Annotated in this window: 13 protein-coding genes; 1 reads left to right on the top strand and 12 read right to left on the bottom strand. The window is 59.6% G+C overall.

All coding sequences use genetic code 11. The features are described 5' to 3' along the window. Nucleotides 1–35: 35 nt before the first annotated feature. The 10 genes from aauR to ACA058_RS25400 all read right to left on the bottom strand — a co-directional run bounded on the left by aauR (nucleotide 36) and on the right by ACA058_RS25400 (nucleotide 12,229). Nucleotides 36–1,364, bottom strand: a complete 1,329-nt coding sequence (gene aauR / locus ACA058_RS25445) for a two-component response regulator AauR (protein ID WP_497636430.1) — start codon at nucleotides 1,362–1,364, stop codon at nucleotides 36–38. Then, on the bottom strand, nucleotides 1,361–3,262 hold the full coding sequence (gene aauS, locus ACA058_RS25440; RefSeq protein ID WP_497636428.1) for a two-component sensor histidine kinase AauS: 1,902 nt from the start codon (nucleotides 3,260–3,262) through the stop codon (nucleotides 1,361–1,363). The genes aauR and aauS overlap by 4 nt, the downstream gene beginning before the upstream one ends. Before the next feature lie 220 nt (nucleotides 3,263–3,482). Continuing rightward, entirely contained in the window at nucleotides 3,483–4,217 is a 735-nt protein-coding gene (locus tag ACA058_RS25435; protein WP_497636427.1) for an amino acid ABC transporter ATP-binding protein, read from the bottom strand. After that, nucleotides 4,214–4,885, bottom strand: a complete 672-nt coding sequence (locus ACA058_RS25430) for an amino acid ABC transporter permease (RefSeq protein WP_497636426.1) — start codon at nucleotides 4,883–4,885, stop codon at nucleotides 4,214–4,216. The genes ACA058_RS25435 and ACA058_RS25430 overlap by 4 nt, the downstream gene beginning before the upstream one ends. Further along, nucleotides 4,885–5,631: an amino acid ABC transporter permease gene (locus tag ACA058_RS25425; RefSeq protein ID WP_497636425.1), complete on the bottom strand. Its 747-nt coding sequence runs from the start codon at nucleotides 5,629–5,631 to the stop codon at nucleotides 4,885–4,887. Before ACA058_RS25425 ends, ACA058_RS25430 begins: the two co-directional genes overlap by 1 nt. Before the next feature lie 191 nt (nucleotides 5,632–5,822). Beyond that, nucleotides 5,823–6,737: a glutamate/aspartate ABC transporter substrate-binding protein gene (locus ACA058_RS25420; RefSeq protein ID WP_497636424.1), complete on the bottom strand. Its 915-nt coding sequence runs from the start codon at nucleotides 6,735–6,737 to the stop codon at nucleotides 5,823–5,825. Between the two features lie 333 nt (nucleotides 6,738–7,070). Then, the gene (gene glpD / locus ACA058_RS25415) at nucleotides 7,071–8,609 is read right to left on the bottom strand and encodes a glycerol-3-phosphate dehydrogenase (protein ID WP_497636423.1); all 1,539 of its coding nucleotides are present in this window, start codon (nucleotides 8,607–8,609) and stop codon (nucleotides 7,071–7,073) included. Nucleotides 8,610–8,946: 337 nt separating this feature from the next. Next, entirely contained in the window at nucleotides 8,947–9,702 is a 756-nt protein-coding gene (locus ACA058_RS25410) for a DeoR/GlpR family transcriptional regulator (protein ID WP_497636422.1), read from the bottom strand. Nucleotides 9,703–9,797: 95 nt separating this feature from the next. Then, nucleotides 9,798–11,303, bottom strand: coding sequence for a glycerol kinase GlpK (glpK, locus tag ACA058_RS25405; RefSeq protein ID WP_497636421.1), 1,506 nt, complete (start codon nucleotides 11,301–11,303; stop codon nucleotides 9,798–9,800). A 74-nt stretch (nucleotides 11,304–11,377) separates the two neighbouring features. Then, nucleotides 11,378–12,229, bottom strand: coding sequence for an MIP/aquaporin family protein (locus tag ACA058_RS25400; protein ID WP_497636420.1), 852 nt, complete (start codon nucleotides 12,227–12,229; stop codon nucleotides 11,378–11,380). A 348-nt stretch (nucleotides 12,230–12,577) separates the two neighbouring features. On the opposite strand from ACA058_RS25400, the gene ybaK reads away from it, so the two are divergent. Then, a complete protein-coding gene (ybaK, locus tag ACA058_RS25395; protein WP_497636419.1) occupies nucleotides 12,578–13,048 on the top strand; it encodes a Cys-tRNA(Pro) deacylase in 471 nt (156 codons plus the stop codon). 120 nt (nucleotides 13,049–13,168) lie between these two features. Here ybaK and ACA058_RS25390 read toward each other — a convergent pair whose 3' ends face one another. Continuing rightward, nucleotides 13,169–14,278, bottom strand: a complete 1,110-nt coding sequence (locus ACA058_RS25390; protein WP_497636418.1) for an ABC transporter ATP-binding protein — start codon at nucleotides 14,276–14,278, stop codon at nucleotides 13,169–13,171. Next, entirely contained in the window at nucleotides 14,275–15,195 is a 921-nt protein-coding gene (argF, locus tag ACA058_RS25385) for an ornithine carbamoyltransferase (RefSeq protein ID WP_497636417.1), read from the bottom strand. The genes ACA058_RS25390 and argF overlap by 4 nt, the downstream gene beginning before the upstream one ends. Nucleotides 15,196–15,375 lie beyond the last annotated feature (180 nt).

The raw sequence follows: 15,375 nt of genomic DNA, 5'->3' as shown, positions 1-15,375 counted from the left end.
CGCCGCGCCCAGGGTTGCCTTGAGAATCAGATCCATCAGTGGCTCAGCCCGTACTTTTTCACTTTGTCGAACAGTGTGGTCTTGGCCATGCCCAGTTCCTGGCTGGCCTGGGTCAGGTTGCCGCCGCTGCGTTGCAAGGCGTCGCTCAGCAGGTTGCGCTCGAAAGCCTCCACCGCTTCAGCGAAGGCCAGGCCGTGGGCGCTGCCGCCCGCTCCAGGTTTCTTGAACGCCGGCAGGCCCAGGGCAAATCGCTCGGCGACGTTGCGCAGTTCGCGCACGTTACCTGGCCAGTCGTGGCTCATCAGGTTTGACAGGGTCTGGTTATCCAGTTCCGGTGCGGCGCGGTCGAAACGCAAGGACGACTGCTGCAAAAAGTACTCGAACAATTGCAGGATGTCTTCGCGGCGCTCGCGCAGGGGAGGCAGTTCCAGGGTCACCACGTTGAGGCGGTAATACAGGTCGCTGCGGAATTCACCGGCCTTGCTCGACTCGTCGAGATCGGATTTGGTGGCCGCGATCACCCGGCAGTCCACCGCCACGCTCTGGTTCGAACCGAGGCGTTCGAGGGTGCGTTCCTGCAACACCCGCAGCAGTTTGATCTGCAGGGGCAGGGGCATGCTTTCCACTTCGTCGAGGAACAGCGTGCCGCCATCGGCGTGCTCGATTTTTCCGATCCGCCGTTTGCCTGCGCCGGTGAAGGCGTTGGCTTCGTGGCCGAAGATCTCGCTTTCGAACAGGTTTTCCGGCAGGCCACCGCAATTGAGCGCCACGAATTGCCGGGTGTGCCGACGACTGAAGTCGTGCAGGCAGCGCGCGACCAGTTCCTTGCCGGTGCCGGTTTCGCCTTCGATCAGCACGTTGGCCGAAGTATCGGCGACATTGGCGATCAGTTCGCGCAGGTTCTGCATGGCCGGCGAGCGGCCGATGATCCGACCTTCGAGGGAGTCGCGCTCGGCCAGTTGCCGGCGCAACGACGAGACTTCCCGTGCCAGGCTGCGTTGTTCCAGGGCACGGCGGGCTACATCCACCAGGCGTTCGGGAGAGAAGGGTTTCTCCATGAAGTCGTAGGCGCCTTTCTGCATGGCGCCGACGGCCATGGAAATGTCGCCGTGACCGGTAATCAACACGACCGGCAGGCTGCGATCGCGGGCCTTGAGTCGGTTCAGCAATTCCAGGCCATCGATGCCCGGCAGGCGAATGTCACTGATGACGATGCCGGCGAAGTTCTCGCCCACCCGTTCCAGGGCTTCCTCGGCACTGCCGACACCGATGCAGGGAATGTCTTCCAGGGTCAGCGCCTGCTTGCAGCCGAGCAGCACATGGGGGTCGTCTTCGACGATCAATACACTAAGGTCGTTGTTCATATTGGCTCAGCGGAAGTGGGGCTTACCAACGGTAAACTGAGGACGAAAGCGGTACCACCGCTGGCCGGGTGCTCGACACCCAGGTGACCGCCAGTGGCAGCGGCCAGGCTCGCGGAGAGGGTCAGGCCGAGGCCCAGGCCTTGTTCGCCGGGTTTGGTGGTGAAGAAGGGTTCAAACAGATGCTTGCGCGCTTCGGCATCGATGCCGTGGCCGTTGTCCCGTACACGAAGCCGATATTTACCCTCGAATACTTCGCCTTCGAGCCACAACTCTGGCTGCGGTTGCGCCTGCATGGCGTCCAGGGCATTGCCGATGAGGTTGACCAGAATCTGCTCCAGACGGGTCTGGTCGATCTGCACTTGCACACCGTCGAAGTGGCGGTGCAGTTTCAAATGGGCGTTTTCAACGCGGCTGCCGAGTAACTGCAAGGCCGCGTCGACCCCTTTGCCAAGACAGGCCTGACCCTTGTCGTCACCGCGCCGGGCAAAGGAGCGCAGGCTGGCGGTGATCCGGCCCATGCGGTCGATCAATTCGTTGATGGTCTTGAGGTTGGTGCTGGCCACGTCCAGTTGACCGCGCTCAAGAAACCGCACGGTGTTGCCGGACAGGGTGCGCAGCGCCGCCAATGGCTGGTTCAATTCATGAGCGATGCTGGTGGACATCTGGCCAATAGCGGCGAGTTTCCCGGCCTGCACCAGTTCATCCTGGGCACGGCGCAGCGTCTCTTCGGCGTGACGGCGTTCGCGGATCTGCCCCTTGAGCCGCTCGTTGCTGGCGCGTAGGTCTGTGGTGCGTTCGGTAATCCGACGCTCCAACTGGTTGTTGGCTTCCTGCAAGGCTTCCCGGGCGGCGAGGCGGGTGGCGATCACTTTGCGCCGCTCGTTCCAGGCAATCAGCAGGAACGCCACGAGGGCAAATGCCACGGCGACCAGAATCCCCTGGTTGATCGCTTCGCGGCGCAGATCCTGTAGTGGCGTGAGCAGGGTGAAGTTCCACGGGGTATCGCTCAAGGGGCGGGTTTGCGACAGGTAGCTGATGTTTTCATCATCGGAAACCAGTTCGCTATTGGCCGGGAAGGTGAGTTTTTCCACGCCCTCGGACAGGGTTTCCCGGGCCAACGGTTGCAACTCGTTCAGCGGGAACCAGTAGTACTGGAGACTGCGGGCGAGCTTTTCCTTGGTTTCTTCGCTCAGCGGCACCACTGACTTCAGGCGCCGTGCCGGGTCACTGGAGAGAATGATGATGCCGTTCTCGTCGCTGACGAAGGCTTCCAGGCGCGCCCGCTGCCAGCGTTCTTCCATGGCTTCGAGGCGGACCTTGACCACCGCGACGCCAATGATCTTGCCGCGTTCTTCCAGGCCATGGGCCAAGTAGTAACCGGGTTCGCCGTTGGTGCTGCCAATGCCGTAGAAACGTCCGGGCTGGCCACGCACGGCGTTCTGGAAATAGGCGCGGAAAGACAGGTCTTCACCCAGGTAACTGTCGACATCGCGCCAGTTGCTGGTGGCCATGACACGGCCGGTGGTGTCCATCACGTAGATGGCCCGGCTGCGGCTGCGCCGGTTCAGGCCTTCGAGGTAATCGTTGACGGTCTGCCGGTGTTCCGGCGTCGGGTCGGCCAGCAGCTTGGAAACACTGGTTTCGAGTTCCAGCAGGCTGGGCAGGTAGGTGTATTTGCTGATCTCGCTTTCGACGGCGCGGGCGTGCAGTTCCAGCTGGCGCTGGCCGTTTTCGCCGAGGTTGCGGATACCATAGTGCTCACTGGTCCAGAAGCCGATATAACCCAGTCCGATCATCAGCGCGATGATCAGCGGCGGCAGGAACAGATGGCGAATCAGGCGAGGTTTCACGGCGAGTGATGGCGACGTGGCGCGATAGAGAATGGGGTCGCATTTCATCACAGATGCCTTGGGTCAACCACGGGTTTTTGTGGCGAGGGGATTTCTGTGGCGAGGGGATTTATCCCCGTTGGGCTGCGAAGCAGCCCCAGCATTTCAATGTCAAACCGCATGCAATGGTTTGACGACTGCTGCGCAGCCGAACGGGGATAAATCCCCTCGCCACAGAAAATTTTCTGGCCACAAAAGCCCGCTCCCACAGTTGGGGAGCGGTGTTTTCTTAGTGTTGCAGAATCTTGTTGAGGAAGTGCTGCGTACGCTCGGCACGGTGATTGATGTCGCCGAAGAAGTCCTCTTTCTTGCAGTCTTCGATGATCTTGCCCTGGTCCATGAAGATCACGCGGTCGGCCACTTTGCGGGCGAAGCCCATTTCGTGGGTCACGCACATCATGGTCATGCCTTCGTGGGCCAGTTGCACCATCACGTCCAGCACTTCGTTGACCATTTCCGGGTCCAGCGCCGAGGTCGGCTCGTCGAACAGCATGACGATCGGGTCCATCGCCAGCGCACGGGCAATCGCCACACGCTGCTGCTGACCACCGGACAATTGGCCCGGGTGCTTGTGGGCATGGGCCGAGAGGCCGACACGTTCCAGCAGTTGCAGGCCTTTTTTGGTGGCCTCTTCCTTGCTGCGGCCCAACACCTTGATCTGCGCGATGGTCAGGTTTTCGGTGATGGTCAAGTGCGGGAACAATTCGAAATGCTGGAACACCATGCCCACCCGCGAACGCAGTTTCGGCAGGTTGGTCTTCGGGTCGGCAATGGACGTACCGTCGACCACGATGTCGCCTTTCTGGAACGGTTCCAGGGCGTTGACGCATTTGATCAGGGTCGATTTGCCGGAACCGGACGGCCCGCACACCACGATCACTTCGCCTTTTTTGACCTCGGTGCTGCAATCAGTCAGTACCTGGAAGTCCCCATACCACTTGTTGATGCTTTTGATAGAGATCATACGGCGAACCTTTTTTGCAGACGCTTGACCAGCTGCGAGGCGGCAAAGCTGATGATGAAGTACACGAGACCCGCGAAAATCAGGAACTCATTGGAGCGGCCAATGATGTCGCCACTGGCGCGCGAAGCATTGAGGAAGTCCACCAGGCCGACAGCGTAGACCAGCGAGGTGTCCTGGAACAGGATGATGCTCTGCTGCAGCAACAGCGGGGTCATTTTGCGGAACGCCTGCGGCAGGATGATCAGGCGCATCATCTGGCCATAGCTCATGCCCAGTGCCTGGGCGGCACCCATCTGGCCCTTGGGAATCGACTGCACACCGGCGCGGACGATCTCGCAGAAGTACGCCGCTTCGAACATCATGAACGCCACGATGCAGGAGGTGAACGCGCCGATCGGGGTGTCTTCGCCGGTGATCCAGCGCAATACGAACGGCACCGCCAGGTAGAACCAGGTGATCACCAGCAGCAACGGGATCGAGCGGAAATAGTTGACGTAGGCGCCGGCAATGTTCGACAGCAGCTTGTTGTGGGACAGGCGCATCAACGCCAGGATCGTGCCGAGGATGATCCCGCCGATCACACCCATGACCATCAGCTTGAGGGTCATGACCATGCCGTTCCACAATCCGGGAATGGCCGGGATGATGCCCGAGAAGTCGAATTCCATCATTTACCCCCTACGGAAATCAGGCCCGGTACGGCGACTTTCTTCTCGACCAGACGCATCAGCAACATCAGGCTCATGTTCAGGGTGAAGTAGATCAGCGTGGCCAGGGTGAAGGCTTCGAACAGGTTGGCGGAGAACTCGGCGGTCTGTTTGGTCTGCGCCAGCAGCTCCATCAGGCCGATCAGCGAGGCCACGGAGGTGTTCTTGAATACGTTCAGGAATTCCGAGGTGAGCGGCGGAATGATGATCCGGTAGGCCTGGGGCAGCAGCACGTTCCAGTAGATCTGCGGCAGCTTGAAACCCATGGCGCGGGCAGCCGATTCCTGGCCGCGGGGCAGTGCCTGGATACCAGTACGCACTTGTTCGCAAACCCGTGCGGTGGTGAACAGGCCCAGGCACACGACGACGCTGAGGAACGCCGAGGTGGTCGGGTTCAGATCCTGCTTGTACCACTCTTGCAGGTCGGCAGGCAGCAGGTCGGGTACCAGGAAGTACCAGATGAACAGCTGAACCAGCAGCGGCACGTTACGAAAGAGTTCGACGTAGCAGGTGGCGATGCCCGATACGATGCGGTTCGGCACAGTGCGCATGACACCCAGGATCGAACCCAGTGTCAGGGCAATGATCCAGGCCGCGATGGCGATGCCGATGGTCCAGCCCAAACCGGTGAAGTACCAGTCGAGATACGTCTCGCTGCCAACGCCAGTGGACTTGAAGAACACGCCCCAGTCCCAGTTGTAATTCATTAGGGTCTCCCCTCAGATCGATCGATGTACAGGTACCCGCTTGGGGGAAGCTCCGTTCCCGCCTGATCTTGTCGGTCAGGCACACGCGAACGGCTCGACAGCCACCGGTTCGAGTTTCCAGAAATGCCAGCAGGGAGTGACAACCTCCCGAAAGGGCCGAGGCCCTCCCAGGAGATAAGGTTAGTCAGAAATCAGGATTTCTTGTCGTCAGCCGCTTTATCGGTCGGATTGGCGATCAGGGCCTTGAGCTCGTCGCTCATCGGGAAGTTCAGGTTCAGGTTTTTCGGCGGGATTGGCTGCATGAACCATTTTTCGTAGATCTTGTTGATCTCGCCCGACGCGTAGGTGGCCTTGATGGCGTCATCCACGGCCTTCTTGAACGGCTCGTCGCCTTTACGCACCATGCATCCGTAGATTTCGTAAGACTGTGGTGTACCGGTCACGGCCCAGTCAGACGCCTTCTTGGCCTTGGCTGCTTCACCGGCCAGCAGGGCGTCGTCCATCATGAACGCAACGGCACGACCGGTTTCCAGCATCTGGAAGGACTCGCCGTGGTCTTTGGCGGAGATGACGTTCATGCCCATTTGCTTGTCGGCGTTCATCGCCTTGAGGATGCGCTCGGACGTGGTGCCGGCGGTGGTCACGACGTTCTTGCCCGCCAGATCCGGGAAGTCCTTGTACTTGGAGTCTGCCTTGGACAGCAGGCGAGTACCGATTTCGAAGATGCCGACGGAGAAGTCGACTTGTTGCTGGCGCTCGACGTTGTTGGTGGTCGAACCGCACTCGAGGTCCACGGTGCCGTTCTGTACCAGCGGGATACGGGTTTGCGAGGTGACCAGGTTGTACTTGACCTGCAGGTTCGGCAGGTCCAGGTCTTTTTTCAGCGCTTCGACGACTTTCATCTGAATGTCGTGGGAGTAGCCGACCGGTTTGCCGGAAGCGTCCGCGATGTAGGAAAAAGGAATGGAAGCGTCACGATGCCCGAGGGTGATGACACCGGACTCTTTGATCTTCTTCAGGGTGCCGGTGAGTTCGGCGGCGAAAACTGGCGTGCTGATCAGAGCGGCAGCAATGGCTGCGCCCAGGATATGGGGAACGATGCGCATCAAATTTTCCTCGACATTGTTTTTTTTATGGAGCCAGTTTGTCGGCCCTTTTGTGCTTCGAATGCCTGCCGGGTCCTGAAGTGATGGCGCAACAGGCATTCGTCCAAGAGTGTAGAGCATGACTCGTGCCAGACCAGGCTTAACGGCTCAATACGTTGATTTATAAGGAAATTAAATATTTTTTGAAGTTTTTTTGGTCAGAAGACATCCGGTTAACCGAATTGACCGCCAAGTCGCGTTCGGAAAACCGAATGCCCCCGACAATCCGGGCTCCAGAATGCACAAAGCCCCTGGATCGTAAGATTCAGGGGCTTTGCATTACCTGGGTGGAGATCAGGCCGCTTCGATCTTGCTGCGGTTCTGCTCGACCTTGCTCAAATAATCGGCGAGCCTTTGCTGTTGCTCGGGGGTGGTGAACAAGCCGAGTTTGCTGCGACGCCACAGAATGTCGTGGGCGCTGGTCGCCCACTCTTCGCTGCACAGGTAATCGACCTCACGGGTGTAGAGGCCGCCACCAATGTGTTCGCCCATGTCGATGAGGTTTTGTACGCCTTCGAGCATGCGCCAGGTTCGACTGCCGTAGGTGGTGGCCCAGCGGCGCGAGATTTCGCTGGGGATCCAGTCGTACTTGTCGCGGATCAGCGAGCTCAGCGCCTGCGGTGTGCTCATGTCTTCGCCGCCCGGTAGGGTGGCGTTGGCGGTCCAGCTTGGCAAGATGCGCGGGAAGTGCGGCGCCAGTTGCGCCAGTGCCGATTCGGCCAGCTTGCGGTAGGTGGTCAGTTTGCCGCCGAACACCGACAGCAGGGGCGCTTCCTCGCCGCTGCCCGACAGCGCCAAGGTGTAGTCGCGGGTGACGGCTGATGGGTTGTCGGACTCGTCGTTGCACAGCGGACGAACGCCGGAATAGCTGTGCAGGATATCGTCACGGCCGATCTGTTTTTTGAAGTGGGCGTTGACCACTTGCAGCAGGTAATCGGTTTCGACCTCGGTGATCGCCACTTTTGCCGGATCCCCGGTGTACTCACGGTCGGTGGTGCCGATCAGGGTAAAGTGATTGAGGTACGGAATGGTGAATACGATGCGCTGATCTTCATTTTGCAAGATGTGCGCATGATCGCCTTCGTACAGCTTCGGCACGATCAAATGGCTGCCCTGGATCAGGCGAATACCGTAGGGCGATTCCATTTTCAGGTCGTCACGAATGAACTTGGCGACCCAAGGGCCGGCCGCGTTCACCAGCGCCTTGGCGCGGATCGACAGCAGGCTGCCATCGGCGCGTTCCAGGTGCAAGTGCCACAGGCCTTTGGTGCGACGCGCGCTGACGCAGCGGGTCTGGGTGTGGACGTGGGCGCCTTTTTCCCGGGCCGCCATGGCGTTCAATACCACCAGGCGCGCATCGTCGACCCAGCAGTCGGAATACTCGAAACCTTTGGTGATTTCGCTTTTCAGCGCGCTGTCGGGGCCGAACTTCAGGCTTTTCGAACCGGCCAGTTTTTCCCGTTTGCCCAGGTTGTCATAAAGGAACAGGCCGGCGCGGATCATCCAGGCCGGACGCAGATGCGGGCGATGCGGTAGCACGAAGCGCATTGGCTTGACGATGTGCGGGGCCTTGGCCAGCAGTACTTCGCGCTCGGCCAGGGCTTCGCGCACCAGGCGGAATTCGTAATGTTCAAGGTAGCGCAGGCCGCCGTGGATCAGCTTGCTGCTGGCCGACGAGGTGTGGCTGGCCAGATCATCCTTTTCGCAAAGGAACACCGAGAGGCCGCGACCGGCGGCATCTGCCGCGATCCCTACGCCATTGATGCCGCCACCGATGACGGCGATATCGTAGACCTCGGCGAGAGGTGGCGTAGGTGAAGTAGAAGTGGGCATCGGCTAAGGCCTCGGAATTCTTTGATTTTCTGTATTTGAATTCGAACATTAATGTTCATTTGCGAAAATCTTAGCCCATAAAGACGCGCACAGCCAGTCGACCTCGATTGAAAAAACTCATCGAAGGGCAGTTAAAAGAAAATATTCGAACATTTTTGCAGGCGAGCGAGGACTTTGTGGCGAGGGGATTTCTGTGGCGAGGGGATTTATCCCCGTTGGGCTGCGAAGCAGCCCCAGCATTTCAATGTCAAACCGCATGCAATGGTTTGACGACTGCTGCGCAGCCGAACGGGGATAAATCCCCTCGCCACAGAAATCCCTCACCACAATGGGGGGGTTAAACGACCTCGAGCCGAATCTTGTGCTGATTCAACAACTGCGCCAACGCCGGCACCGGCTGCTGGTCGGTGACCAGGCAATCGATCAGGCTGATCGGCCCCAGGCGGATCATGGCGTTGCGCCCGAACTTGCTGGAGTCGGCGGCGAGAATCACCTTGCGGGCGTTGGCGATGATCGCCTGGGATACCCGCACTTCCTGATAATCGAAGTCCAGCAGGCTGCCGTCTTCATCGATGCCGCTGATGCCGACCAGGGCAAAGTCGACCTTGAACTGGTTGATGAAATCGACGCTGGCCTGACCGACCACGCCACCGTCACGCCGCACATTGCCCCCGGTCAGCAGAACGTCGAAGTCGTCCTTGGCGCTGAGCATCGAGGCCACATGCAAGTTGTTGGTGATGATCTTCAGGTGATTGTGGTTGAGCAGGGCGCGGGCAATCGACTCGGTGGTCGTACCGATATTGATGAACAGCGAGGCGTGGTCGGGGATCTGCGCGGCAATGGCTTCGCCGATGCGCTGTTTCTCGTCGCGCATCTGATCGGCGCGCATGGCGTAGGCGGTGTTCTCAACACTGGAATCGTAAGCCGCGCCACCGTGGTAGCGGCGCAACAGATTGGCTTCCGCCAGTTGATTGATATCGCGGCGGATGGTCTGCGGGGTAACAACGAACAGCGTGGCCATTTCCTCGATGCTGACATAACCGCGTTCGCGTACCAGTTCGAGGATTTGCTGCTGACGGGGAGGCAGATTCATGGGGCGTCCTTTGGGCTGCCGTGCAAAATTTGCCCATGATGCCGCAGGAATCTGCTCCCTACCAGTTACATCCCGATACGAGCCCTCAGCCTGGCTTATTCAGCCCCTTCGTGTGGCTCCCAATCGCGTGTGCGGCTGACGGCTTTTTTCCAGCCGGCGTAGAGTTTTTCTTTCGCCGCTTCATCGAGTGTCGGTTCGAACTGGCGTTCGATCACTGCCTTGCCGCGCAACTCGTCCAGGCTGCCCCAGAAGCCGCAGGCCAGGCCCGCCAGGTAAGCGGCGCCCAGTGCCGTGGTTTCGCGCATTTGCGGGCGCTCGACCAGGGTGCCGAGAATGTCGGCCTGGAACTGCATCAGGAAGTTGTTCGCCACTGCACCGCCGTCAACGCGCAGGGCTTTGAGGCGTTCGCCAGCATCCTGCTGCATGGCGTCGAGCACGTCGCGGGTCTGGTAGGCAATCGATTCCAGCGCAGCGCGAATGATGTGATCGACGCGCACGCCACGGGTCAGGCCGAACAGTGCGCCACGGGCGTACGGGTCCCAGTACGGCGCGCCCAGGCCGGTGAAGGCCGGCACCAGGTACACGCCATTGCTGTCCTTGACCTTGTTGGCGAAGTATTCGGTGTCGTGGGCATCGTTGATGATTTTCAACTCGTCGCGCAGCCACTGGACGGTGGAGCCGCCGTTGAACACCGCCCCTTCCAGCGCGTAGGCGACTTCGCCACGTGGGCCGCAAGCGATAGTCGTGAGCATGCCGTGATTGGACTTCACGGCTTTGTCACCGGTGTTCATCAGCAGGAAGCAACCGGTGCCGTAGGTGTTTTTCGCTTGGCCGGCTTCGACGCACATCTGGCCGAATAGGGCGGCCTGCTGGTCGCCAGCGATCCCGCCGATGGCGATGCCGCTTTTGGTGCGGCCATAGATTTGCGACGACGACTTCACTTGCGGCAGCATTTCCCGCGGGATATCCAGCACTTCCAGCATCTTCACATCCCACTCCAGGGTGTGGATGTTAAAGAGCATCGTGCGCGAGGCGTTGGTGTAGTCGGTGACGTGCACCTTGCCGCCGGTAAATTTCCAGATCAGCCAGCTGTCGACGGTGCCGAACAGCAGCTCACCGTTGCGCGCGCGTTCGCGGCTGCCTTCGACGTTGTCGAGAATCCACTTGAGCTTGGTGCCGGAGAAGTACGGGTCGGTGACCAGTCCCGTGGTTTCGCTGATGTATTGCTCATGGCCATCGCGCTTGAGCTGCTGGCAGATCTCAGTGCTGCGCCGGCATTGCCAGACGATCGCGTTGTAGATCGGGCGGCCGGTGTTCTTGTCCCAGACCACGGTGGTTTCGCGCTGGTTGGTGATGCCGATGGCCGCGACCTGATCGTGATGCAGGCCAGCTTGCGCCAAGGCCTCGACCATCACCGCGCTTTGGGTGGCGAAGATTTCCATCGGGTCATGTTCGACCCAACCGGCTTGCGGATAATGCTGCGCGAACTCGCGCTGTGCGGTGCAGACCACGTTGGCGTCGCGGTCGAAAATGATCGCGCGGGAGCTGGTCGTACCCTGATCGAGGGCAATGATGTAGTTCTTGTTCTGAGTGTCGGTCATGTCGATTGCCTTGGACGAAATAGGGAATGAAGTCTGGCGCGCGAACAAACGGGCAGGGTCGCGCGCCAACGGTATCAAGAAGTTCTGGGCTTGCCGTCAATGGCAGGTAGTGCATCCTTTGTAGCAGGTGCGGCGCCAGGCAGGTGACGGGCAATCAAGCCGCGGTAGGCGGCAGCACCCAGGCAGGCACCGACAATCGGTGCAAAAACCGGAATCAGGAAGTACGGAATATCGCGGCCGCCAGTGAAGGAAATTTCACCCCAGCCAGCGAAGAAAGTCATCAGTTTAGGGCCGAAGTCTCGTGCCGGGTTCATCGCGAAACCGGTCAGCGGCCCCATTGAACTGCCAATCACTGCAATCAGCAGGCCGATCAGGATGGGCGCCAGCGGGCCATTGGGCAGGCCATTGTTATCGTCGGTCAGCGACATGATCACACCCATCAGGATGGCGGTGATGATCACTTCGACCAGGAACGCCTGGGCCGTGGACAGGCTTGGGTTGGGGAAGGTGGAAAACACCGACGCCAATTCAAGGCTGGCTGCACTGCCGCGAACCATTTGGTGAGTTTGTTCGAAATCGAAGAATAGATTGCTGTAGAGCGTGTACACCAGCAAGGCGCCGCAAAAGGCGCCAGCCACCTGAGCGATGATATAGAAAGGCAGTTTGCGCTTTTCGAAGTCGGCAAAAATGCTCAGCGCGATACTGACAGCGGGGTTCAGGTGGGCGCCGGAAACCCCGGCGGTCAAGTAGATCGCCATGCTCACGCCGACACCCCAGATAATGCTGATTTCCCAGAGGCCAAAGCTGGCACCCGCGACCTTGAGCGCGGCCACGCAGCCCGTACCAAAGAAGATCAGCAGCGCAGTACCCAGGAACTCGGCCATGCATTGGCTCGACAGCGACGGTTGTTGTAAAGCAGTTGTCATTGAAACCTCATTTTTTTTCTTGTCTGACGCTTCCATTCCATCATGGTCAAAGCGCGTTTTTCACTGAGGCAGGATCCCCATCCTGTTCCCGTTTTACAGCTGGGCACTGCGGTAGGACATTTCATACAGTTTCAGAAACGAAAAAATATAGACAAGAAACGCTGCTGTCAAAGGTCGAAAGTGAACCGTTGGTCACAAATAAACTATTAGTTGTGTGAATGATCGCGTCGCGGCGTGGGCGAAATCGGATCGGGCGCTTCTTGCAACGCTGCCGCGATAGAGCCTTTTGTGGATCAATGTCCTAGAATCCGGCCCAGGATTTTCTACTGCCACCAGTCTGGAGCTGTCATGACACCCGCATTGGATTTGCTGAAAAAGGTTCGGGCCGAACACCGTGTGCACAGTTATGAACATGACCCGAAGGCGGCGTCCTATGGGTTGGAAGCCGCGGAGAAGCTCGGACTGGACCCGGCGCAAGTGTTCAAGACCTTGCTGGCGGCCAGTGAAAAAGGCGAGTTGCTGGTGGCGGTGGTGCCGGTTGGCGGGAGCCTGGATCTGAAGGCCTTGGCGCATGCGGCCAAGGTGAAGAAAGTCGAAATGGCCGACCCTGCGGCGGCCCAGCGCTCCACCGGTTATCTATTGGGCGGTATCAGCCCGCTGGGGCAGAAGAAGCGCTTGCGTACCTTTATCGACAATTCGGCCCAGCCATTTGCGAGCATTTTTGTCAGCGCGGGACGGCGGGGCCTTGAAGTCGAATTGGCCCCCGCCGTGCTGGCCGAACATACCCAGGCAACATTCGCCGATATCGGCCGCGCCTGAACTGTGTAGGAGCGAGCATGCTCGCGATGGACTCGAGAACGCCGTGGGGTGTCAGGCTCCACGCGTCATCGTTGACCACCATCGCGAGCATGCTCGCTCCTACACAGGGGGGCGGGTTGATCAGTGCGCGGTGCTGTGGCGCCGGACGCCTGAATCGACGGTTGGAATTTGCGCCGCCTTGCTGCCGGATGCCTGGAACAGCACCAGATGTTCCGCCGCAACACGAATGCCGACTTCTGCGCCGATCAGATGGTCGACATGGCTCGGGAAGATCGATTCCAGTTGCGCGCCGGTCAGCATCTGCAGGCGATAAAGCGTCGAAGCGCCCTGGAAAGACTTGCCGACGATCCGCGCCTTCAATGCACTGTCTGGCGCATAAACGATATCGTCCGGACGCAGCAATACATCCACCGCACCGCCGACCGGCCAGGTGTAGGCGCGGTTGCCGCGCAATTCTCCGAGCTCCGTCTGCACCGACTCCGGGCTGCTCATCTGGCCACGAATGAAGTAACCCTGGCCGATGAAGCTGGCCACATAGGGTGTCAGTGGTTCGTGATAGAGGTTGTAGGGCGTATCCCACTGCTCAAGCCGGCCTTCCTTGAACACGCCGACGTGATCGCTGACCGCGAAGGCTTCTTCCTGGTCGTGGGTCACCAGAATCGCGCTGGTGCCGCGGGCCTTGAGAATGTCGCGCACCTCGTGGCTGAGTTTGCGGCGCAATTCACCGTCGAGGTTGGAGAACGGTTCGTCCAGCAGCAGCAATTGCGGTTCCGGCGCCAGGGCGCGAGCCAGGGCGACCCGTTGCTGCTGGCCGCCGGAGAGCTCGTGGGGGTAACGCTTGCCGAGGTTTTTCAGGTTGACCAGTTCGAGCAACTCTTCGGTGACGCGATCCTTGTTCGGATGTTTGCGAATGCCGAAGGCGATGTTGTCTTCCACGCTCAAATGCGGAAACAGGGCGTAATCCTGGAACACCATGCCGATGCGACGTTTCTCGGGCGCGAGGGTGAAGCCGGCACTGGAGATGGTCTCGCCAGCCAGCTGGATGTCACCTTCGTGCACCGGTTCGAAGCCGGCAATGGCGCGCAGGGTGGTGGTCTTGCCGCAGCCTGAGGAGCCCAGCAGGCAACCGATGTCACCGGCGTTCAAATGCAGGTTCAGGTTTTGCACCACGCGCTGGTCTTGATAGCCGCAGGCGAGGTTGCGCAGGTTAAGCAGTAATGGCTGGCTCATGCGTGGTGGTACGAAGGCGGGACGAGAAACTCGAGCAGGGCCTTTTGTGCATGAAGACGGTTTTCAGCCTGGTCCCATGCCACCGAGCGCGGGTCGTCGAGCAGGTCGACGCTGATCTCTTCGCCACGGTGAGCCGGCAGGCAATGCATGAACAGTACGTCCGCCGCCGCGAGGTCGAGCAGGGCGCGGTTGACCTGGAAGGGGGCAAACAGCTGAAGGCGCTTGGCAGTTTCTTCTTCCTGGCCCATAGAGGTCCAGACGTCAGTGCTCACCAGATGCGCACCGCGCACGGCGTCCTGCGGATCACGAACGATGGTCACCCGGTCACCGGCCTTGGCCACGAATTCGGGATTGGGTTCGTAACCTTCCGGGCAGGCGATGCGCAACTGGAAGTCGAACTGGATCGCCGCTTCTATATAGCTGTTGCACATGTTGTTGCCGTCACCGATCCAGGCCACGGTCTTGCCCTGGATGGAGCCACGGTGTTCGAGGAACGTCTGCATGTCGGCCAGCAACTGGCACGGGTGCAGGTCGTCGGACAAGCCGTTGATTACCGGCACGCGAGAGTTGGCGGCGAATTCGGTCAGGTTGCTGTGGGCAAAGGTGCGGATCATCACGGCGTCGAGCATGCTCGACATGACGATCGCGCAGTCGCCGATCGGTTCGCCACGGCCCAGCTGGGTATCGCGGGGCGACAGGAAGATCGCCTGGCCACCGAGCTGGATCATGCCGGCTTCGAACGAAATTCGGGTGCGAGTCGAGGACTTTTCGAAAATCATCCCGAGCACGCGGTTTTTCAAAGGCTCGAAAAGTACGCCGCGGTTACGCAGGTCTTTGAGCTCAACGCCTCGACGGATCACGCTGACCAGCTCTTGGGGCGTGCAATCCATCAGGGAGAGAAAGTGCCTTGCGCTCATCATTGACTACCTTTTTGCTACAAACCGCAGATGCTCAAAGCCTTGTTTAACGGAACAACGGGCGAGACCTGCGGCGTAAGCCGCACGGGGCGACGAAATAGGGGAAGGCGCGATCTTATAATTAAATGTCGCGTCTTACCAATAGGGCTACGGTTTTTAGGGGATTTCAGAAGGGGCTAT

The organism is Pseudomonas sp. LBUM1649 (assembly GCF_059716155.1).
The sequence above is the reverse complement of the archived record's forward strand: the minus strand, read 5'-3'. Positions and strand labels throughout refer to the sequence as shown.